Genomic DNA, 22,528 nt, shown 5'->3' on the forward strand with positions numbered 1-22,528 from the left:
TTATAGCGCCTGCTCAGCATAGCTTAAAATCGAAATATGCCCATCATACAATGTATTTAGTACAAGCCTCGTAAAGCTCTTGTAGTTGTACAGGTTTACTTAGCACGCGATCAAAGCCTATCTCTTTGTATAACTCAACATCTTCACTCATAACATTTGCCGTTATCGCAACGATCGGAATATTAGAGCTTGCTCTAATAATTTTACAGGCTTCAACACCATCCATTACCGGCATTTGAATATCCATAAAGATAACCTTAGGATGATGAGTTTTAAACAGCTCGATACATTCAGCGCCGTTTTTCGCCATTAATATATTGGCACTGGTTGGCGCCATTAACTTATTAAATATGGTGCGATTAATGGCAGTATCCTCGGCAAGTAAAATAGTGATATTTTTTAATTGCGGTGTCGCCAAAAGTGCTTTTTCTTTCAATATTTTCTGTTTATTTGTTCGAGTCAAAGGTAAAGAAATAACGAAACAACTCCCTTCACCTAGCTTGCTTTGTACCTCTATATTACCCCCCATCATTTTAGCTAAATTCAAAGCGATATTAACACCTAAACCGGTGCCACCGTATTTTCTGGTCGTCGACTTATCCGCTTGTTCAAAACGGTCAAAAATACTGTTCAATGCATATTCAGACATGCCTATGCCCGTGTCGATCACCTTAATAACGACTTCTTGTGAGCCACTAATATTAATATTTACGCTACCTTGATGAGTAAACTTAAGTGCATTAGAGATAATATTAATCAAGACCTGCTTTACTCTCGTTACATCACCTAGCCAATATTGATGAAAATGATCATCAAAATTCAATGCTAATGTGATTGAGTTTTCGACCGCTATCGGTTTAAATTCATTATAAAGATTGTTGAGCAGTTCCTTTAAGTCAAAAGAATTGGCCTCAAACTCTACTTTGCCTGCCTCAATTTTAGAAAAATCCAAAATATCATTCAAAATGGTTAACAAGCTTTTACAAGATGACAATCCGGTTAAAATAATCTCATGTGATTCTTCATTGTCGACAGAGTTTTGTAAAATCTGCAGCGAGCCAAAGATACCATTCATTGGAGTACGTATTTCGTGACTCATGTTTGCTAGAAACTGTGATTTATAATTACTTACCCTTTCTAATTCTGACGCTTTTTGTTCAATTTCTTGATATGAACGTTCAAGTTCCAAGGTACGTTTTTTTACTTGAAATTCCAAATATTGTTGATTATCAAGCTGAGTAAAAATTAGCACCAAAAGTTGAGTCAAGGTTTCTATATATGAGTGATCAGCCAAAGATAGTGGGGTTTCTTTTAATAAGCCTAGTGTGACGACACCCAATAGCTGGTTTTTTGACATTAAGGGAACAACAAGCTCAGACGACATCTCATTTCTCACCATAAAGGCCTTTGCTGCTAACGCTTGATATTTTACAGGCAGTTGATCAGTGGTCTCTTCACTACATTTAATAAAATGAAGTAATGAATGGCCTTTTATCACTTCAGCGCTTAATTGATAATTTACATGAGTAAATTCATTGGCACTTTTAGTGATCCGATTCAAATAAGTAATCGTTAACTGACTAGATTGCAAGGTGTCGACACCTTTGTGTAAAAACTGTACATACTGCTTAAATAACGCTTCTTTGTCATTTACCTGCATCATTTCTTGGGCACTTAACAGTAATTGTTCTAGGTAATTATTTGCATGATTAAGTGCAAAGGCACTTGCTTTTATCTCTTGAAGTGAACCGTTAAGGCGAAAAGCCATTTGATTAAAACTATCGGCAAGTACATGTAATTCATTTCGTTTAGGAGAGTCTATTTTCAACTTAAAGTCGTCTAAATCATCAACATTTAATTTTTCTACAGCATGGCTAAATTCTTCAAGGGGTTTAATTAACATGGGTCTTACTAACCAAAGAAATATCCCCCAAAGCGCCAGCGTTTTGATAATTGAGTTAATAATGATTAGCGTAAAGCCAGTACTTAACTTGCTCAGTATGACATCTCTATCTGAATAGAATACGCCAACACCCACCAATGAATTTTCGTCTTCACGACGATATTCAATATCAAAATAATGATCGATTAAAAAATCAACCGCAATGATTTCGTTAGAAGCAAGATGAACGTCACTTGTTCGTTGAGCAATAATATTATTGTTTGTATCAAATATCTGCACCGATGTTATCGAAGGCAGTTTAATAACGCCATCGATGATGGTGTTTATGCGGTCTTCGTCAAGATCCCACAGAGCATCAGATAAAGGCTGCTCGTAAGTGGATTGATAAAGCACGAGATCATTTTTAATCATTTGTTTTACATTGAAATATTCTATTGTCATATGTGTCAAAGTGACAACAATCGCGACAATAATATAAATAGAAAAAACACCACGTAGTAGAGTAAAACCAATGGAATGATTAATTGAAATTTTATTTTTTTTCACTCGAATTAACCTGTTATTTTATTTGTTATTTGGCACGATGGTGAAATCCAAGACTGCCAAAGCTGTTGATTGTCTGCCAGCCATTGTGTTGCGGCTTCTTGATAGGTCAATTTGTTTACATCTACTTCGTACGCCAACTTAGCTAACATTGCGTTACTAAAGTTAATTTTAGTGAGTGTTTCGAATGCGCACGGCCATTTTATTGGCATTTCATGCCAAGCGACTTTTTTTAACCAACCATCGGTAGGATTTCCGCAATCGTGCAAAAAATTCTTATTTTCGCCCCATTCAGGTTTTGTTTCACAGTCAGAGTGGTAGCGTGGAAACTCAACAAATTGACCTTTATATTTTGCTTCAATCCAATTAGGTGTCCAATTAAATAACACTATGGGTTGCTTATTACGTATCGCTTTATCGAGTATTTCCCAAAGCTCATCACTATTGTTAGCAGTAACTACTTTAAATTTAAGGTCTAGTGCTCTTATTTTCGCCCCATCGGGTTTCTCCCAAGGTCCTCCAAGATAGCGTCCCCTCGGTGAGGTTTCTTTAGTTTCAAATAAGTGCGCACAACTATTTAACGCTCGCCAAGAGGGTAAGCCCGGACAGAGGTCTAGCACATAGTCAGGGAACCACCATTCTTCACGCGTTTTCGCATCATGAGAACCTGCATCGATAATGCCACCTTCATCTATCATGCGGGTATACATTTTCTCCATGGTGCCTTGCCACACTTCCATTTGTACATGTGCTAAGCCACGTTGCAGTGCCCCCCATTGAGCACCTGTGGTTTTTTTTGAAAAAATAACAGAGTAGCCCATGCCCTCGAATAATTCGGCTGTAATATGAGATAAAACCAACTGACTTGTCCAATCGTTTAAGACAATTTTTATCGGTTCGTCATTACGAAGGGTCTGCGCTTGTGAGGAAGTAAACGTCAGTAGGTTAAAAATAATGAATAACAACAGTATTAGTTTTTTCTTGCTACACATGTGAGCCTTAGAGTTTTGTTTTAATATTGCACTAACTATAGACAGGTTTTCAATAAATTATAGACAATAATTATGTGAAAACCTGACTTTTAGCGCTGATAACAGCACAATCTGTCTTTGGTCGTAGATATTTGATTGTTTGCCGATTTTACTTTTGTGTAATGGGCCATATCAAGCTAATCTAGGATCACACAAAAATAGGATAGTACTTATGAAACAGTCGATGATAATCAACGGAAAAGCCCATGAAATTACGGTAGATGGTGATATGCCACTTTTATGGTTTCTTCGAGACAACTTGGAGTTCACTGGCACCAAATTCGGCTGTGGTAGTGGTTTGTGTGGTGCTTGTACCGTTCACGTTGATGGCCAAGCCATACGTTCATGTATTACTCCAGTAAGTACCTTGGTTGATAAAAAAATCACCACCATTGAAGGACTATCCGAAAAGGGTGACCACCCGTTACAAAAAGCTTGGTTAAATAATAATGTTCCCCAATGTGGATATTGTCAGGCCGGACAAATTATGAATGCGGCGAGCTTGTTAGCGGTTAATGCTTCCCCCACTGAAGCTGAAATTGATACGGCAATGCAAGGTAATATTTGTCGTTGCGGTACCTACCAACGCATTAAAAAAGCCATCGTTGAAGCTGCTGACACGTTAAGTAAGGAGGTTTAGTATGACCATTTCAAACGTAAGCCGTCGTAATTTTTTAAAAACAGCCGGTCTAGCCACCGGTGGTTTAATGATAAGTGTTGCTTTACCGATGAATGCCTTAGCAGAAAAGGGCATTATCAAAGACAGTGGTGATGGACTTAACGCTTTTATTCACCTGGCTGAAAATGGCGATACTATTATCTATTGTGGCCGCTGCGAAATGGGCCAAGGTATTAGTACTGCCCTGCCTTCTGCTGTCGCTGATGAAATGGAAGCTGATTGGCAGCGTGTTACGGTAAAGCAAGGTGACGCCGACGAAAAATATGGTCCGCAAGCAACAGGTGGCTCAGCGAGTATCCGCGTAATGTACCAGCCTATGCGTGAAGCTGGAGCGACAGCAAAAGCGATGTTAATTGCCGCAGCAGCAAAAGTGTGGAAAACCTCTCCTGAAAACTGCTTTGCTCAAGCACATTTTGTTATTAATAAAACTAATCAACAAAAACTCGCTTATGGTGAATTAGCAAGTATTGCTGCCAATATGCCGATACCTGAAAAACCTGTGCTTAAAAAGAAAAGTGATTTTAATTACATAGGTAAAGAATTACCTCGTCATGATCAGGCAGCAGTGGTGGTCGGTAAACGTATTTATGGTGTCGATACTAAACTACCCGGCTTAAAATATGCGGCCATGATCCATTGTCCTGTTTTAGGCGGCGCCTTAAAAAGCCTTGATAAAACCGAGGTTTTGAAAATGAAAGGTGTTATTGACGTTATCGAAATTCCACGTTTTAACATCCCGTTTGGTTCTATTGGCGGTGTTGCCGTAGTGGCTGACAATAGCTGGACGGCACAACAAGCGGTGAAAAAGTTAAAAATAACTTGGGATTTAGGCGAAAATGCTATTTACGACACCAAAGAATATAAACAGCAACTGGTTAAAAATGTTGAAAAACCAGCAACGTTAGCCGCTGAACGTGGTGATATTGAAAAAGCGTTTGGTGCAGCAAAACATAAAATGTCAGCCACTTATACCGGAGGACATCTTTCACATGCACCGATGGAGCCTAATGCGAGTGTCGTATGGGTGCAAAAAGACTCCTGTGAAGTATGGGCGTCAACACAAAGCCCTGCCGATATTCAAAAAGTATTAGGGCAATACTTAACACGCGAGCCAAAAGATATCGTGGTGCATGTAGCAATGGCCGGTGGTGCTTTTGGTCGTAAATTTAAGTGTGACTACGTTCATGAAGCCGCTGTTATTTCAGAAAAGACTGGTGTGCCAATTCAGCTAACGTGGACCCGCGAAGAAGATATGCGTACGGGCTATTATCACTCGATAAATGCCCAACACATTGAAGCATCTATGGACGACCAAGGAAACGTGACCGGTTGGTTACATCGCGCCGCCTTTCCGTCAATATCAACCTTATTTGACCCTTCGTTAGTTAGAACACCGGCGAATAGTTTAGAAGATATTACTAATCATTTATTTGGTATTGAGAATTGTCGTGTCGAATCAGGCGATGCCAAAGCTCATACGCGTATTGGTTGGTACCGGGCAGTTTATGCTATTTTCTATGGTTTTGCTTTTAGTACCTTTGCCGACGAATTAGCGTACAAAGCAAATAAAGATCCTTTGTCTTTTGTTAATCAACTTTTTGATAACAATAAAAATAAAGAACAGCAAGCAAACGTCAAACGAGCTAAAGATATTCTCGCCATTGCTGCTGAGAAATCAGGCTGGGAGAACCGTAAATCACTACCAAAAGGCCAAGCTATTGGTTTAGCGGTGCACTATAGTTTTCAAAGCTTTGTTGCCATGGCAGTACATGTTGAAGTCAACGGTGATGATATTAAAGTATTAAATGTAGACTGTGCGATAGATTGTGGCCAAGTACTTAACCTTGATGGCGCAACAGCGCAAATGGAAGGCGCCGTTGTTATGGGCATGTCATTAGCATTAAGCACCGAGATAACCTTTAGAGAAGGTGCCGTGGTTAATTCAAATTTTCATGATTACCCCGTTATGCGTATTACCGATATGCCAAATGTTAGGGTTCATATTCCTGATTCAGATGAAAGCCCAACAGGATTAGGCGAACCCGGTGTTGCTCCTTTTGCACCCGCATTAAGCAATGCTGTCTTTGCCGCTTCAGGTAAGCGCTATAGAGATTTACCTTTTAAACCGATGTCAGTGTAAGGATTAAATGAACGTTTTATTGTTAATTTTTTTATATTGTTGTAGCAATTTCGAGCAACAACACGTATTGCTCAGCAAGGACTTTTTCCTATGAGCAATCATTTATCGCACTTATTAGCGCAATGGTACCCGCATCGAGATAACGCTGATTGGGTACTTGCTACTATTTACCAGACCGAAGGCCCGTGTTACCGAAAACCCGGAGCTATGATGTTATTTAGTAGCCAAGGTGATCAATTAGGTATGCTAAGTGGTGGCTGTTTAGAGTCAGATATCGGTGTTAATGCCAGAAAAGTTATGCAAACAAACAAGTCAATGTTGGTTTGCTATGATGGAACTGACGAAGATGATTTATCTTTTCATCTGGGTATTGGTTGTGGCGGCACGATTTATATAATGTTGCAGCAAGTCCATGCCGCTAATGACTATTTATCATTGGCGCAAGTTTACGACGCACTTAAGCATCGTATTTCTGGCTACCTTTATCAAAGTATTGTCGAGCAAGGCAATGATGCGCAAGCTTATTTCGAAGCGAAAAAAGTCACGAATATAGCGGCAACAGCGACATTAATTCCCTCCCCCTTAAATAACGATGACAAAACAAACTGGTTAGCAACCCCGATTGTACCCGAATCTCATCTGCTTGTTGTTGGCGGAGGTATTGACGCACGTCCGCTGGTCAATATGGCTGAACAGTTAGGTTGGAAAGTATCGTTGTGGGATCCACGTCCCGCCAATGCTCGAAAAGAATATTTTTCAAATGTTAGCCATATTATAAAAGGCGAAGCCGAAGTACTGACCACCTTTGCTGCAGAAAAAGATGTTAACGCCGCCATATTGATGAGCCATAATGTCTCGATTGATGCCGCGGCGTTAAAGGCTTTAGCTAACACCAATATTCAATATTTAGCTTTGCTTGGTCCAAACAATAGAAAACAGCAAGTTATTACTCAGGCTGAAGTTGTCGAGCAATCTTTATCGTTTACATTCGCCGGCCCTGCGGGTCTTGAAATCGGTGGAACCTTGCCTGAGAGCATAGCCTTATCGATACTTGCCGAGTGCCATGCCAGCCTATTTAACAAAAGTGCTCAGTCGATTAGCCATGTACTTTAGTCGTCGCCATCGAACAATAACACCATGAAACGCCCCGATTATAACTTGAAAATAGTGCTACTGGCGGCAGGTAAAAGTGAACGCTTTAACGGTATCAAGGTACTCGCAAAAGTACAGCGACAAGAAACGTCAATAACTTTACTCGAGCATGCTTTACAACAACTGTTTTTAGCACTTAAGACACTGAATATCAGTAACAAAAATATTCGTGTCGCCACAGGGCGTTATCATCAAAAAATAAGCGAATTATTAGACGACCCCGACCTCTTATATTATTGCGAAGCCGCACATTTAGGCTTAGGGCATACTATTGCACAGTCTGTTGAACACATGCTAAATGATGCACAGGATGATGAAAGTAGCATCAGCCATATTTTGATAGCATTGGCTGATCAAGTTGCTTTAACTGCAGATGACTATATCGCATTAATAAAACAGTCTTTAGCGTTACCAAACACGTTAGTTTGTGCAAAAGCAGGGCAAGAATTCATGCCACCAGCTATTTTCCCCTCAGTTTATTTTACCGACTTAATGCTCTTAAAGGGTGATAAAGGCGCTAAGTCCGTTTTATATACTAATAAAGAAAACCTTCAAACAGTAAACCTTCCTCATACCGAAAAAGATATCGATACCCAGCAAGATTTGGCTGATTGGTATAGCAATACATAAACGTTCTAATATTTAAAACACAACCTCTTACATTATAGAAGCCTAATTTTTCGACAATTTAACGCTTTGCTGTTTTAATAAACTCATCTATTGGTTAGTTTAGAGTAAACCGATTAATTAGCGGGCCAGCCAAAACAGCAGGAAAATTTATGAACGCTTTTATAAAAATAATATCTGCCGCGTTATTTGCAGTTACCGCATCAAGTCAGGCAACTGACCTTACGTTAACCACCGACCAAGGCTTTGAATTAAAAGCGAGTTATTACCCGAGTAATAAAACCAGTGATCGCGCGGTATTGTTATTGCACCAATGTAATTATAATAGAACCATGTATAACGACATCGGCCAGCAATTATCAGACAAGGGCATTCATGCCTTGAGTTTAGATTTCAGAGGCTTTGGTGACAGTGCTAACGATGAATTTAGTGTTGAAAAGGTTCAAGCATTACCAAGAGAATCACGAAGTGCCGCTTGGCAAAAGGTGTCTAAACATTGGCCTAGTGATGTTCAACTCGCTTATGTTCATTTGAAAAGTAAAATGTCAGACAAAGGTATAGTCGGTGTAGTTGGCGCAAGTTGTGGTGGCTCTCAAGCCATTATTTTAGCAGAAAATAATCCTGTAAATCTCATTGGTTTTTTCTCATCAGGTCAGTCTGATGAAAACATTACGCGCTATAAAAAGATGCTAGCGGACAAACCTACTCTGATCATCGCTTCAGAAATAGATACCGGCACTTACCTTAGTGCGCAAAAATTATTTACGGCGTCTGAAAGCATGAATAGTAAATTTATTGCTTATAAAGGGTCTGCACATGGTTACCCTTTACTTGACAGTGATACGCAACTAGCCAGTTATATGGTGAGTTGGTTAGATAGTAATTTAGTGAAATAGCTTAAGAATAATTATGACAACAACTTTAAAAAAAATAACGATATTTATCGTTGGAATAACACTGATAGTTGGATGCAGTAACAACACCACAGCTAAAGATTTAACGAGTCAAAGCGTTAAAGAATACACCAAGTGCGTTGTTCATAAAAACAGTATTTGTAAAACTGATTTACACCCAAATAACGAACTTATTGCCACAGGAAGTTCAGGACCTAACGTTGAAATTTGGCATAGATATACCGGCAAAGTATTACAATCGCTTAAACACCCAGAAGGAGTGCCTAGCGTTAAATTTAGTCATGACGGCAAAATCCTCGCTACTGGCAGCTATGATAATAACGTAAGAATTTGGCAAGTTTCCAGCGGAGCGTTACTTAATACATTTTCTGGTCATCAGGGCATGGTCGTTAAATTAGCCTTCAGCCCCGATGGAAAAAGCTTAGCCAGTGTAAGCGCTGACGATACCGCCCGTCTTTGGAACTTAACGTCTGGTGAATCAAAAACCTTATCTGCACACGAAGGCGATGTATGGGGCGTGGCCTTCACTCCTGATAGTAAATCTCTGTTAACCGGTGGCGAAGATAACATTATTAATGTGTGGAATGCGTTCACTGGTGAGCATGTAAGAGCATTAAAAGAACATAACCAAGCGGTTTTAGATTTAGCCTTTAGTCACAACGGTAAGCTTCTAGCTTCCGGCGGCGATGACTATACGATAAAAATATGGGATACCACTAATTGGCAAGTACTCAATACATTAGAAGACGATTCATATTCTATCTACGACTTAACATTTAGTCATGATGACTCCTTTTTAGTAAGCGGTGGTCGCGACAAAGGCATGTTCAGTGAATTTCTTCAATATCAATGGGCATACGAGACTGATGAAAATGACATTACCGTTCGAATTTGGGATGTTAAAACAGGGAATGTAATACAAAGACTTAATGGCCATAAAAACGATGTTAGTAATGTAAATCTATCGTCTGACAGTAAAGTGTTGATCAGTTCAGGCGCGGATGGAAAAGTTGTGATTTGGGATACAACATCATTGCTAAAACGTTATTATTGAGAAGGCAGTGTGATATGAAAATTTTATCACACTGCACAATTATGATTTAGCGATGGACTTAACCTTCAAAATAGAGATTATTTTCGGCTAGGTTCAAAAGCATCGTATCTTGGAAGGTTTTCATCAAGATCTTCCCAGTTTGCTTTTGAGGTAGCAAAGTTATGCGAAATAGGTCTTTCTGAAATATCAGAATCAACTATACCTAAACGAAGTCTCAGCCTTGTTGGGTCTTGCTCATTTGAACTAAAAACAGGCGAACCACATTTTGAGCAAAAGTGACGGTTTCTACCAGGCTTGAAGGCAAAGGTTGTTAAAAACGCTTCACCTGAAGTGATCTCAAAATCAGCGGTATTAATAAAACCGTTGGTAGCAAAAGCCGTCCCGCTATTCTTTCGACATAATGAACAATGACAGTGAATGATATCACTTATTGCCCCACTAATTTTAAGGTTTATCGTGCCACACAAGCACTGACCTAAATACATATAATCCACCCTTTGGTTTGTTTTTATAAGACACTACATTCGCCTTGAGTCTTGGCAATCGTTATAGATTCTATCAATAAGTTGTGATTATTATCATCTAAAAAACAAGCAATATAGATAAATGGGCCGCTTTATCCCAAACCCAGTAATTATCTGATTATTATTACCGATATAAACCACAGATAGGGTTCACCTCCTCATAAATAACACGGCTACAAATAGCGCATTATTCATCGTGCTTTGTTAATGCATAAAAATGCCCTAATAAAAAAGCACTTAACCTTATCGGCTATTTATATTAAAATTGTTAGCTTAAGCAGCGATTGCCTGCACGTTTTATGCTTTAGGATTTTAATGCGTTTTTTTAAATTATTACTACTTTTCATCTTTATTTCAGGTTGTGCAACGATGACTTATATTGAGCTTGATGACCGTTACGGCTTTTCAAACCCAATTCATCGCAGCAATGTTACGACTATAACGCCACAACAAAGCGAGCTGTTTCATAATCAAGTGCGACCAATTTTAGAAAATCGCTGTATTGTTTGTCATGGCTGTTACGATGCACCTTGCCAATTAAAAATGGAATCTATTGCCGGTATTGAACGAGGCGCCAATAAAACTGTTGTTTATGATGGTGCCCGTTTACAAGCGATCCCGGTAACTAATATCCAAGGTAATCCTAAAACAATTGACCAATGGCGTAATGAAGAGTTTTATCCTGTTTTAAATGAACGCCAGCAATCACCACAAGCCAACTTAGCCAGCAGCTTGATGTATCAAATGCTACAGCTAAAGCGTAATAATCCCTTACCTGACGAGGTGATTTTATCGAAAGCATTTGATGTTAGTCTAAACCGCCAGCAAGAATGCCCCACCATAGATGAATTCAAACATTATCAAGAAAATAACCCTTTAGGTGGCATGCCTTACGCTTTACCTAATTTACCTGATGATGAATACCAACAGTTAACGCTATGGTTAGCTGAAGGTGCAAAAATGCCTGCGCCTACTGCACCAAGTGCGACTGAGCTTGTTATGGTTGAAAAATGGGAGACTTTTTTAAATGGCGACTCTAAAAAAGAACAGCTCGTTGGCCGATATCTTTACGAACACTTATATTTAGCCAATTTATATTTTGACGCTAGCCAGCAAAGCTTTTTTAATATCGTTCGTTCAAAAACACCACCCACACAAGCGGTGCAAATTATTACCACTCGTCGCCCATTTGAAGACCCTAACGTTGAGCGCGTTTATTACCGTTTACAGAAAAAACAAGCCACCGTTTTAGCAAAACGTCATATGCCTTACCGTTTTGATTTAGCGAAACTTACTCGCTATAAAGCGCTGTTTTTTAGCCCCGATTACACGGTAGAGAAACTCCCTGGCTATAAACTAAAATATGCATCAAACCCTTTTATTACCTTTCAGGCATTGCCTCTTGAATCTCGTTATCGTTTTTTGCTTGATGAAGCGCAATTTTCAATTATGAATTTCATTAAAGGACCGGTTTGCCGAGGTCAAATTGCCCTGAATGTTATTGAAGATCAATTCTGGGTGGCTTTTGAGAACCCAGAGAATATTGATATGTTTGGTATTAACAAGTTTTTAGTTGAACACAGCAAACTCTTACAATTTCCAGCAGCAACCAGCAGCAGCGTATTATCGATTCTAGATTGGCGCGAATATGCCAGTCGACAAAAAGAATATGTCGCAGCGAAAAAAGCCTTTATTGAAAGCCTTGATCTGCGAGCTGGCAATATTGACCTTGATTTAATTTGGAGTGGTGAAAATAATCCTAACGCTGCACTGACTATTTTCCGGCATTTTGACAGTGCTTCAGTGGTTAAAGGTTTTGTTGGCAAGCCACCCAAGTCTGCCTGGGTGATTGGTTACCCACTACTTGAGCGCATTCATTACTTATTAGTTGCTGGATTTGATGTTTATGGCGATGTTGCTCATCAATTAAAAACCCGTTTATATATGGACTTTTTACGTATGGAGGGTGAATCAGCTTTTTTAATGTTATTGCCCCAGAAAGTTCGAAAAGAGACCCACGACCTATGGTATCGCGAGACAAGTTCGGATGTTAATGACTATAATTTTTTAGCTAACTTCGCTGATTTGCCCGATTCGGGGATTGAATACCAAACTGACCAACCCCAAGCAGAGTTATACCAACTACTCAAAGAGCATACCGCAACAACACACAATAATAGTCATCAATTAACGTCGTCAATTAATGACTATAAATTCAAACGCCTGGAAAATTTAACTGGTGAAAGTGTTTCTTTACTACCAGAAGTCAGCTTTGTTGTCGTAAATGATAGCAACACAAGTCAGGTATTTACCCTGTTAAGAAATTCTGCCCATAGTAATGTAGCGCATTTGTTTGCAGAGAAAAAGCGTCGGCTACAAGCAGAAGATACGCTCACCGTAGCCAGAGGCGCCATAGGGACTTACCCGAAAGCGTTTTTTAATATTAGTCAGCAAGAAGTGGCTGAATTTATTGTTGCAATAGAAAATATGAAAACAAAAGATGATTACTTTAATTTGAAAAGTCGTTATGCGGTCAGACGTACCAATACAGACTTTTGGACGTTTTCCGACAAACTACATCAGCAACTAAACAATGATCAAGGTATTGAGTTTGGTTTATTAGATTACAATCGTTTGGAAAATAAGTAATAGCACTGAAAAAAAGGCAAAAAAAAGGCGTTTCTTGAAACCAAGAAACGCTTTATAAAAACATAAACACTAAGGGAAATAAACTCTCGTATAATAAGAGCCCCTATTGCCTGATAAGTTCAAATTAATTTAAATAAATTATTTATTTATTTCAGCGTGAAATCAAAAATAATTTCATAGCCCTCTTCACTGTATATTCCTCGACGATAACGCCATTTTGATAACGCTTTTCTAGCAGAGATATTAAGCTCGCGATTAACACTCGACTCGACAGTGCTAATATTTAAAACTTCACCTTGTGGCGAAATACTATAAGCCAGCTTTACGGTACCTGATTGTTGGGCTCTAATTGCGTCAACCGAATATTTTGGTTGCTCTTGATAGAGTGGCACCAAAGATAACGTGGGTGGTTTAATATCGGCGGTCACTGAAACAGTGACAACATCAATAGGCAGTGAAACAATTAACGTCTCCGGTCGATTATTAGCTCCCAGAGCAATTTCATTCTCAGACTGAGCAGGAACAACATAAGGTTGTTTCGGTGCTAATGGCGGTATAACAACCGCAATAAATTCATCTTCTGGGGTTATTTCTTGATATTCAACGACACTCAGCTCTATTGGCGATTTTGGCGCTGTTTGGAGGTTCGCTTGCTTAGAAAAATGACTTATCACGGCTAAAATACTAAATGAAGCCACAGCTCCTAAAAATAATAGGCTCAATAACTGCATCAGCGTATATCGCGATTTTTTACTTTTTTGCAAAGCTGACAAATGAATTTCTGGTGCAATGACTTGTTGCTTTCTTTGTTGATAAAGTGAGGCGATCTCTTCGTCACAGGATGGGTGTTTCATGATTTATCTTCCAATAAATTTTTAATATAAGTTCTGGCATAACGCAAACGGCTTTTAATCGTTTCAAAGCTTTCACCGGTTAATTCGGCAATTTGTTCAAGTGAAAAACCTTCTTGTTGAAAAATAAAAGCTTCTCGCTGGTAAAAAGGCAATAAGGTAATTGCTCGATTAAAAAGGGCTAATCTATCAATATACTCAAATTGTTGCTCCAGTGAGTGATTATTGGTCTGCGACAATAGTTGTATATCTGTGGCCGCACCCTGCTCATCAAGGGATTGTGTTTGCCAACGGTTTTGCCTTCTTAATTCATCAATTAAGGTATTTCTAGCAATGGTAAACAACCAGCTTTTAACATTGCTGTGTACTGGATGGCTCGCCTTAATGTTCATCACCTTTAACCACATCGACTGAATAATATCTTCAGCGGTTTCTTTATCAGATTGGCTCAATAGATAATGATAAATTGGCTGATTAAATTGCTTAACCAGCAAAGTAAAATATTTATCTTTGCTGGTGGCAATATAACGCGTTATTAATATTTCAGGGCTGATAGTTGGATTAAACCAACCCTTAACCATAGAAGGTAACTTCAAAGGCGCATCCTAACTTTGTTGGTCCATAGAAAAATCTAATTGTACGGTACGACCTTTTTGATAGACCGCTGCTCCATCAACCGATTTTGCCTGATATTTCCATTTTCTTAAAGCATGTCTAGCCGCTTTATCAAAAATACGTTTTGGCTGAGCGTCAATCACTGAGATATTAACAACTTTACCGACTTCATTAATATCAAAAGCTAATTGCACCCAGCCTTCAGTTCCTTTTCTCATGGCTTCTATTGGGTATTTAGGATTAACACGCACGATGGGGCGAGCCTCATTATTATTCATCCCTTGGTATTGCTTAAAGCCAGTACTACCTCCCGTCATTGAGATTGGAGCTGATTGGTAGGATAAATTGTGCGTGTCACTTGCAACATCAATCGTCACAACATTTCTTGGCATAGGCTCTGGTGGTGCTGGTGGTTCAAGCTTTACCTTATCGATTTCAATAACTTTTGAATCTTCAGGTAATTGTGCCACTTCAACAATAACATCGGTTAATGGCTTGGTAATATTTACACTGTCGCTACTGATTAAATACGCCATAAAAGCAAATAAACTAAAAGTAATAATAACTGCCAAGCTGATATAAGATAATAATTTAGCCATAGTAATTCCTTTATTTAACAAACAAAAAACAGATATAAGCGCTAAATTGCGACTTATACAGGTAAAACGTTTGGAAAAAGTAAAAGGGGTTAAATTATTTTTAACTAAAGGGATATTTATAAATAACCTGGTGATTACTCATCATTAACTATATTGTAAAATGAGGTTGGTTGGTTCCATAAAAATTACATTAGCTACTGTTCAAAATAGAAATAAAGAGTATAGTTAATGAGCGCTTATTGTTCTTTTATCTACCAAAGCGCTTTATTTAAGACAAGGAGCAGTTATGATGAATTCAAATATTTTCCTAGTAAACCTACCCGATCAGGTCTCTAAAAGTTTGCTTCCCGTATTACAGGGCGAAAATTTAGGACATGTTGAATCATTCATAGCTGATGACCTAACCCAACCTCTAAAAGTTGCTATAACACACACTGATTATCTCATTCTTTATATTGAAAAAATTGATGAAGAAAGTATTAGCAGACTTAAATTAAAACAAAATGTACCCACTTTATTGATAACCCGTTTTCTTAATTTTGAAATGGAAAGAACCGCTAAAGAACATTACATTGATATGGTGGTCAATGAAAATGATAGCGAATTAAGCTCTCTTATTTACGGTTTTATTAGACAACACGATATTTATCGTTTTCAACACGCACTGGTTGTGGATGACTCAAGAGTTGATAGCCGTATTGTTGCCAATATTTTGAGTAGTGAGTTTATTCATAACGACACTGAGCTTAATAGCGAGCAAGTAATAGAGCGTTTAAGATTAACACCCACAATTAATATTCTGATTCTTGATTATGAAATGCCCTCTAAAAATGGCTGTGAATTAATGCAAGAAATAAAGGAAACTTTTGTAGATCGATCTTTTATTTTTATTGGCTTAACCGGTAATAGAAATGGTGCGATTAAATTTTTAGCCAATGGTGCTGATAATGTTTTTATTAAGCCAATCGATAATGAACTCTTTATCTTAACGCTTAGAAGACTGATCTTTAATGCGCATAAAATGAATAAAGATCAATGTACTCTCAACGACTATAAAAAAATCATTAATAATATGACTAAAGAAATTTCTGACCCTATTTACGTGTTAACAACGGTGAACGATTGTTTATTAGAGGGAAAAGTCAGTAAGGCACAATACCAAAATTTTAAAGAACTTAGCCAGTTATCCAAAGAAAAATTAACCCGTACTTTTGACAGTTTTTTAAATTATTTTGCCATTTCTAACTATATGCAAAGCTCTGCTTTAAAGTCATCTTCGTTGCAATCAATGATAGCAACACAACTATACCTTGAATCAAGCAGAGATAAATTGCGTAATATTATTGTCAAAAAATCGATTGATGACGACATTAAAAACTTATGTGTTCCTGAAAAAATTGGTCAAGTTATCAATCAATTGACTCATGATGCCGTGATGCGGTCACAAAACGGTGGTGAACTTAAAATTCGACTTTATACAAAAAATGAGGATATTGTTTTTGAAGTAGAAGACGCCTCACCTTTAGATAAAGCCAATCCGCTGTCATCTGTAGGAATAGAAAAGTCCCCTGAAGGTCTAATACAAACACCTATTTTAAATCAATTACTTTGCCAAAAAATTATCAATGAATACGATGGTTCTATAGGGGTTCATCATGAAAATAGTGGCGACGTACATTTTTTTAAAATTCCCAAAAAGACATTTTATTTAGGTGAAATATATCATTAGCTTATGGCTTTATTCGTTAATCTTCTTGCTAGTAAAGTAATAAATTGATTATTTTACTATTTATTATCAACGAACAACGACAACCCACTCTGATTTTACTATAACGGTATCACCATATTTTGATGACAACATTTATAACAAATAGCTAAAATAGTTTATTTTATGTTGCTATATTGTTAAAGTGCAAACTCTTTAATACCACTTAACGTTTATACAAGTAACGTTAAACAACAAAATATAATTTATGTGTGTGCAGTCGATGAGTCGTAGTCGTAATCGTAATAAAGGTTTTACTTTAATTGAACTGGTCGTTGTCATCGTGATATTGGGCATATTATCTGCCACCGCATTACCTAAATTTATCAGCATATCAAAAGACGCAAAAATAGCCGTTTTAACCCAGTTTAGTGTCAGCGTAAAAGCCGCTAATAATTTAATCTTTTTAAAATCGAAGATGCCAAGCTATTCTACATTTCCAGTTCCTAGCCGCGCGGATTTAATTGATATAGATATAGACCGTAATGGCGTTATTGATCTTAATGGCGTTGATTTAAGGCTGTTGCACTCTTACATTGATAATCATGAAATTTACAAGCAGATTGATGTTTCTGAGGAGTTTAAGCTCTCGGGGGGCAAGGTTTTCGAAGAGCAAGGCGCAAACTTCGTCTTTATTGGTTACGATGTCAATGGCAACAATAAAGTCAGTGACGATAATTGCTATTTTAGATATACCCAAGCGCAATCTGCAGCAATAGGTCCGGCGTACGATATTATTGCTGACGGTTGCTAATTTAGGCAATCAGTAGACTCAATAATTCACTTATGCATTTGATTAATTAATTTCTTCAAATGCGACCACATAATAACCGTCCATTAGCGCGCTTTTCAATTCGGTATAAACTTTAAATCGCTTAACGCCATGGGCCTTGGTCTGAATATTCACTGTCACCGTAACAAAGCTATCTTTTTCAGCATCTATTGATTCCATACTCAGTTCCCATAAGCTTTCAACGACCTTCTGATAATGGGGATCTGGATAGGCTTTTTGCCACCAGTGATTTTTATCCGGTATATCGGTTAAATCCCAACCAATGATGTTAGTAAAGCTTTGGTTCAAATAAACAATAGTATGATTTAGCGCTTCTTTATTAAGCTCAACAACCATAATAGGCAGTGGTAACAGATCAAAAGATGTTGTTGGAATTGGCTTAAACAAAGTAGTACCTCTAACCTAAAAGGTTATAAAATTAATAAACAGGAAAATGCCACAGCTCTAAAACGCCATCACTATTACTGGCATTAATAAACTTGATCGTTTTGGCATCTTTGATGGTTTCGCTATCCCCATCATTCATTGCGACACTTAATACCGATGCTCGGCCATTTTCCATGACTGATTGCCACTGGGCAAGTAATGCGCCATCAGCCACTCGCCATAACTGTAATACTTGCCTGGGTGAGCCAGTTAAAAATAGTTGTTTGTCGGCAGAAAAAACAGAGTCATTCACTTCCATAAATTTTAAATAAGTATCTAATTCAGCAATGAGCTGGCCTGTTTGTAGGTTCCAAAACTTGCGATCTTTAACCGCGTCAATGCTAAAGCCAACCAAACCGTCGCTACTGATATCAACATGATTAACTCGACTGGCATGACTAAATTCAAACAGGGTTTTACCCGTTGAAGTATTCCATAACTGGGCCACTTTATCGCTTGAGCCGGTAAAAGCAATTTGACCGTTTTCAGACAGACTCACCGCGTTTATATCTAAACGATGTTTTTGAAAAGTAGTGACCTTATTCGCTTTGGTATCAATAATACTGGCTTTACCGCTACGAAATCCTAATAACAGTAACTGACCATTTTTAGATACTGACATATCATTAATTATATTATCTGCGACTTGCCACTCACCGACTATTTCAAGATTATCAAGAGTATATTGCTTTACAGACACACGATTAGAAAGATATAAGAACTGATTGTTATTACTGATATAAGCGATTTCAATATGTTGTGCATGATCCGCGGGAAGGCATTTAGGTAATATTGATTGCTGACTGTTTTGCCAAAGACAGACTCCATTACCATTAATAATCGCCGTTAACTTACCATCATCTGAAAGTGCTGTGGTTGCTATCGCTGATTTACTGTAACTGCTTTTGCTAACCGCTGCAGAATTATAGACGTCTTGTTGACTACAGGCTGATGCAAGTAAAGAAAGCATCAGTAATATCAGAATTTTCATTGCCTAATCATTTTATTTCATCTGTATGATACTGCTACTATCGCACATATTTAATAAAAAGCGGATGATTTTTGTTCACTGGCGATCAAGGGTATATGGCAACATTAGCAATCATTAAGATATGGCCATTAATCATTGGCGACCACAGGCTGACTGTTATTTCGACAAGCAAAGTTACATTAGTAACCAGTCATCAATCGGAAAATAATCATCCGCCGCGTTAATTAATGAGTTAGCGGTTAAAGCTGATACACCATAAACATGTGTAGTTACTCCATAACGCTCTTTAACTTTGCGAAGTAGTAAATCAAAGTCGCCATCGCCAGATAGTAATATAACGGTATCAACATCGCCGGCACTTTCCATGACATCAATGGTAATACCGACGTCCCAGTCACCTTTGGCAGAGCCATCTCGACGTTGAATAAACGGCTTAAGCTTTACCTCAAATCCAATATGTTTTAACGCTTTTTGAAATTTATGTTGAGCATCGTCACTGCGTTGAATGGCATAGGCATTGGCGATAACAATATCGCCCTGCTCACTAATTTGTTGCCAAAACTTTCGGTAGTTAAACTGCCTTTGAAAGCTATCACGGGTGGTATAGTAAATATTTTGTACATCTACAAATATAGCTATTTTGTTCAGTTGGCTTGTCATTTATTACTCGATGATAAAGGAAGGGTGTTGGTGATGGCCACCATTACCAAAAACCATAGGCAACATGCTACAATAAAGCTACTATTAAAAACATGTCTAAAAGTATAATAATTCAGAGAAAATTCGATGTCAGCCATACGTTCATTATTCTATTTCTTATTACGTTTCCCGATAAAATTGCTTGTTCGCAGTAAAATTGTTCCTGACAACTATTTAGAGTCAGAAGAAGTAAAACTTGAACAGCCACAGTTTTATGTTATTCGTCATCAATCTGCCAGTGATCTACTTGCCCTACGAAAGGCCTGTAAAAATTTAAAATTACCCGATCCACTAAGCCTGGTAACTGTTAATGGACAAAGTTTTTCACGTTTATTGTGCTTAGAAAAACCTACACCGCTTTTTCGTTGGCGAAAAGCAGGTCATACCGAAGCGATTACCCAAGGCTTCGAATTATTAAAGCAGCACAGCATCGACGAAAAATTAGATGCTCAGCTCATACCTGCTCATGTTATTTGGGGCAGAACACCAACCAAAGAACATAATAATGCCAATATAGGGACTGTTTTAGCGGATCAAGAATCACCTTCGTGGTTACGTAAGTTTTTCATTGTATTATTTTTAGGGCGTAATTCTATTGTCCGATTTAGTGAAGCGATTTCTTTTCGTCTTATGGCAGACAGGCATGGTACTACGCAAGCAAGTGCACAAAAATTAATGCGTATTGCTCGTTTTCACTTTTACCGCCAAACGATTGCAGTAACGGGCCCAAGGTTAATGCACCGTCAACAAATGTTTGCGACACTGCTTGCTAATCCATCGATAAAACGCTTAATCAGCGACGAAGCCAAAAGCAAAGCGATTAGTGAAGAGCAAGTGAAAAAACAAGCCCTCGCCATCATGGATGAAATTGCCGGTGATTACCGTGACTCTATGGTTCGCTTAGGCGCACGTATTTTAACTTGGCTGTGGAGTCGCTTATACAGCGGTATAAACATCAATAATGCAAAAGTGCTGCGAGATCTCGCTCAAGAAGGCCATGAAATTATTTATGTGCCTTGTCACCGAAGCCACATGGACTATTTACTACTTACCTATGTCATTTTCCAAGAAGGCTTAGTGACTCCTAGAATAGCCGCTGGTATTAATTTAAATTTTTGGCCAGCAGGCCCTATCTTCCGCAAAGCCGGTGCGTTTTTTATTCGTCGTAGCTTTAAAGGCAATCGCTTATATTCCACCATTTTTCGCGAGTATTTAGGCTTATTATTTGAACGTGGCTACTCAGTAAAATATTATTCTGAAGGCGGGCGCAGTAGAACTGGCCGTTTACTACCCCCTAAAACGGGTATGCTTGCCATGACGATACAAAGCTTGCTTCGTGGCATTGATCGTCCATTAACCTTAGTGCCAGTTTATTTAGGTTACGAGCATGTTATGGAAGTCGGCACCTATCATAAAGAATTAAGTGGTAGCCAGAAGAAAAATGAATCTATCTTTGGTGTTATTAAAGCGATTAAAAATTTACGAAATTATGGAAAAGGTTACGTTAATTTTGGTGAACCTATCAATATTAACCAGTTCTTAAATAAACAGGTCCCTAGCTGGAAAGACGATATCGACCCTATTGATCCACAAAAGCCAACATGGTTGACACCAAGTGTTAATATTCTGGCTGATCAAGTAATGACGCATATCAATAAAAGCGCCGCCATTAATGGTACGGCTTTAGTCGCACTTATTCTGCATGCTTGTAATAATAAAGCACTCGCTAAAACAGAATTAATAAGCCAGCTTGATTTATTTTTAAACTTACAGCGCAATGCGCCTTATAGTCAGCAGTTGACCATCCCCTGTGAAGATGGCCAGCAACTGCTTGAAGAGGTTATCTCTCTTAATAAAGTCACCGTAAATCAAGACAGTTACGGCGACATTATTTCATTATCTGAAACAGCCATTTTAGAAATGCGTTATTACCGTAATAATATTTTACATAGCTATATATTACCTGCGCTCATTTGCCGGATATTGGAACGCCATAGCAAAATAGATATCGACACTTTATTAGAACAGGTGCAACGGATCATCAGTTTAGTGAAAATTGATTTATTTTTATGGCAAAGCGAAAGTGATGTTGTGGAACAAACAGAGCAAATAATAAAATTTTTAATGGCCGAAGGTCTTATTCAAAAAAGTAAAAGTGGCTTTTTAAGCGTGGTAAATGACGTTGAACTGACCAGTAATATTCGTTTAATCGGCGAATGTATTAATGAAACCGTACAACGTTTTACCATTATCTGTTCATTAACACATCGTTTATCACCCATTAGTAAAAATGACCTTGAAGACAAAGTTGTTGCTATTGCTAAGCGCTTATCGGTATTAAATGATATTAATGCTCCTGAGTTTATTGATAAAAAAGCCCAGGGAATTTTAATTAAAGCCATGATTGAGCAAGGCTATATTAATAAAGATGAAAACGACCAGCTCGTTGACAGCAGTACTTTAGGTTTGTTGAAGTCGTCGGTCACTCAACTGATAGATATTGAAGTTTTACAGAGTATTATTCGTTAACTCTTGCACGAATAAAACGGGCTACATCGTCATCCTGAACGATT

General features: G+C 38.1%; 19 protein-coding genes. 10 read left to right on the forward strand and 9 right to left on the reverse strand.

Annotation, left to right across the window (positions count from 1 at the left end):
* Positions 1-43: 43 nt before the first annotated feature.
* Complete coding sequence (locus H4J76_RS10910; RefSeq protein ID WP_182221447.1) at positions 44-2,449, reverse strand: ATP-binding protein; 2,406 nt, start codon at positions 2,447-2,449, stop codon at positions 44-46.
* Between the two features lie 5 nt (positions 2,450-2,454).
* Positions 2,455-3,438 (reverse strand): ABC transporter substrate-binding protein, encoded by a 984-nt coding sequence (locus H4J76_RS10915; protein ID WP_182215377.1) that lies wholly within the window; start codon positions 3,436-3,438, stop codon positions 2,455-2,457.
* 211 nt (positions 3,439-3,649) lie between these two features.
* Here H4J76_RS10915 and H4J76_RS10920 point away from each other — a divergent pair, with 211 nt between their 5' ends.
* The 6 genes from H4J76_RS10920 (at position 3,650) to H4J76_RS10945 (ending at position 10,043) form a co-directional block, all read left to right on the forward strand.
* Positions 3,650-4,117 carry a (2Fe-2S)-binding protein gene (locus tag H4J76_RS10920; protein WP_259364808.1) on the forward strand — a complete coding sequence of 156 codons (468 nt, stop codon included), beginning with the start codon at positions 3,650-3,652 and terminating at the stop codon, positions 4,115-4,117.
* 1 nt (position 4,118) lies between these two features.
* Positions 4,119-6,296 carry a xanthine dehydrogenase family protein molybdopterin-binding subunit gene (locus tag H4J76_RS10925; RefSeq protein ID WP_182230589.1) on the forward strand — a complete coding sequence of 726 codons (2,178 nt, stop codon included), beginning with the start codon at positions 4,119-4,121 and terminating at the stop codon, positions 6,294-6,296.
* Positions 6,297-6,386: 90 nt separating this feature from the next.
* Positions 6,387-7,409, forward strand: coding sequence for an XdhC family protein (locus H4J76_RS10930; protein ID WP_182230590.1), 1,023 nt, complete (start codon positions 6,387-6,389; stop codon positions 7,407-7,409).
* A gap of 24 nt (positions 7,410-7,433) precedes the next feature.
* Positions 7,434-8,078 (forward strand): NTP transferase domain-containing protein, encoded by a 645-nt coding sequence (locus tag H4J76_RS10935; RefSeq protein ID WP_182230591.1) that lies wholly within the window; start codon positions 7,434-7,436, stop codon positions 8,076-8,078.
* Between the two features lie 149 nt (positions 8,079-8,227).
* The gene (locus H4J76_RS10940; protein WP_182230592.1) at positions 8,228-8,971 is read left to right on the forward strand and encodes a dienelactone hydrolase family protein; all 744 of its coding nucleotides are present in this window, start codon (positions 8,228-8,230) and stop codon (positions 8,969-8,971) included.
* A gap of 13 nt (positions 8,972-8,984) precedes the next feature.
* Positions 8,985-10,043, forward strand: a complete 1,059-nt coding sequence (locus H4J76_RS10945; RefSeq protein WP_182221446.1) for a WD40 repeat domain-containing protein — start codon at positions 8,985-8,987, stop codon at positions 10,041-10,043.
* A 77-nt stretch (positions 10,044-10,120) separates the two neighbouring features.
* Here the strand turns inward: H4J76_RS10945 and H4J76_RS10950 are convergent, their stop codons facing one another.
* On the reverse strand, positions 10,121-10,528 hold the full coding sequence (locus H4J76_RS10950) for a GFA family protein (RefSeq protein ID WP_182215367.1): 408 nt from the start codon (positions 10,526-10,528) through the stop codon (positions 10,121-10,123).
* A 354-nt stretch (positions 10,529-10,882) separates the two neighbouring features.
* Here H4J76_RS10950 and H4J76_RS10955 point away from each other — a divergent pair, with 354 nt between their 5' ends.
* Complete coding sequence (locus H4J76_RS10955) at positions 10,883-13,216, forward strand: fatty acid cis/trans isomerase (RefSeq protein ID WP_182230593.1); 2,334 nt, start codon at positions 10,883-10,885, stop codon at positions 13,214-13,216.
* A gap of 146 nt (positions 13,217-13,362) precedes the next feature.
* Here H4J76_RS10955 and H4J76_RS10960 read toward each other — a convergent pair whose 3' ends face one another.
* Genes H4J76_RS10960 through H4J76_RS10970 form a run of 3 tightly spaced genes read right to left on the reverse strand, consistent with a single transcriptional unit; the run spans position 13,363 to position 15,281 of the window.
* Positions 13,363-14,070 (reverse strand): energy transducer TonB, encoded by a 708-nt coding sequence (locus H4J76_RS10960; RefSeq protein ID WP_182221444.1) that lies wholly within the window; start codon positions 14,068-14,070, stop codon positions 13,363-13,365.
* Positions 14,067-14,663, reverse strand: coding sequence for a sigma-70 family RNA polymerase sigma factor (locus H4J76_RS10965; RefSeq protein ID WP_182221443.1), 597 nt, complete (start codon positions 14,661-14,663; stop codon positions 14,067-14,069). The genes H4J76_RS10960 and H4J76_RS10965 overlap by 4 nt, the downstream gene beginning before the upstream one ends.
* Before the next feature lie 9 nt (positions 14,664-14,672).
* Positions 14,673-15,281, reverse strand: coding sequence for an energy transducer TonB (locus H4J76_RS10970; RefSeq protein ID WP_182215360.1), 609 nt, complete (start codon positions 15,279-15,281; stop codon positions 14,673-14,675).
* 286 nt (positions 15,282-15,567) lie between these two features.
* Here H4J76_RS10970 and H4J76_RS10975 point away from each other — a divergent pair, with 286 nt between their 5' ends.
* Complete coding sequence (locus tag H4J76_RS10975) at positions 15,568-17,010, forward strand: response regulator (protein ID WP_182230594.1); 1,443 nt, start codon at positions 15,568-15,570, stop codon at positions 17,008-17,010.
* Positions 17,011-17,269: 259 nt separating this feature from the next.
* The gene (locus H4J76_RS20180; protein ID WP_182221441.1) at positions 17,270-17,800 is read left to right on the forward strand and encodes a type II secretion system protein; all 531 of its coding nucleotides are present in this window, start codon (positions 17,270-17,272) and stop codon (positions 17,798-17,800) included.
* A gap of 42 nt (positions 17,801-17,842) precedes the next feature.
* Here H4J76_RS20180 and H4J76_RS10985 read toward each other — a convergent pair whose 3' ends face one another.
* The 3 genes from H4J76_RS10985 to H4J76_RS10995 all read right to left on the reverse strand — a co-directional run bounded on the left by H4J76_RS10985 (position 17,843) and on the right by H4J76_RS10995 (position 19,904).
* On the reverse strand, positions 17,843-18,226 hold the full coding sequence (locus tag H4J76_RS10985) for a PAS domain-containing protein (RefSeq protein WP_182221440.1): 384 nt from the start codon (positions 18,224-18,226) through the stop codon (positions 17,843-17,845).
* A gap of 31 nt (positions 18,227-18,257) precedes the next feature.
* The gene (locus H4J76_RS10990) at positions 18,258-19,256 is read right to left on the reverse strand and encodes a WD40 repeat domain-containing protein (protein ID WP_182221439.1); all 999 of its coding nucleotides are present in this window, start codon (positions 19,254-19,256) and stop codon (positions 18,258-18,260) included.
* Positions 19,257-19,430: 174 nt separating this feature from the next.
* On the reverse strand, positions 19,431-19,904 hold the full coding sequence (locus H4J76_RS10995; RefSeq protein ID WP_182221539.1) for an NYN domain-containing protein: 474 nt from the start codon (positions 19,902-19,904) through the stop codon (positions 19,431-19,433).
* Positions 19,905-20,042: 138 nt separating this feature from the next.
* Here H4J76_RS10995 and plsB point away from each other — a divergent pair, with 138 nt between their 5' ends.
* Positions 20,043-22,484, forward strand: coding sequence for a glycerol-3-phosphate 1-O-acyltransferase PlsB (plsB, locus tag H4J76_RS11000; protein ID WP_182221438.1), 2,442 nt, complete (start codon positions 20,043-20,045; stop codon positions 22,482-22,484).
* Positions 22,485-22,528 lie beyond the last annotated feature (44 nt).

This window comes from Colwellia sp. BRX9-1, assembly GCF_014077195.1.
Lineage (GTDB): Bacteria > Pseudomonadota > Gammaproteobacteria > Enterobacterales > Alteromonadaceae > Colwellia_A.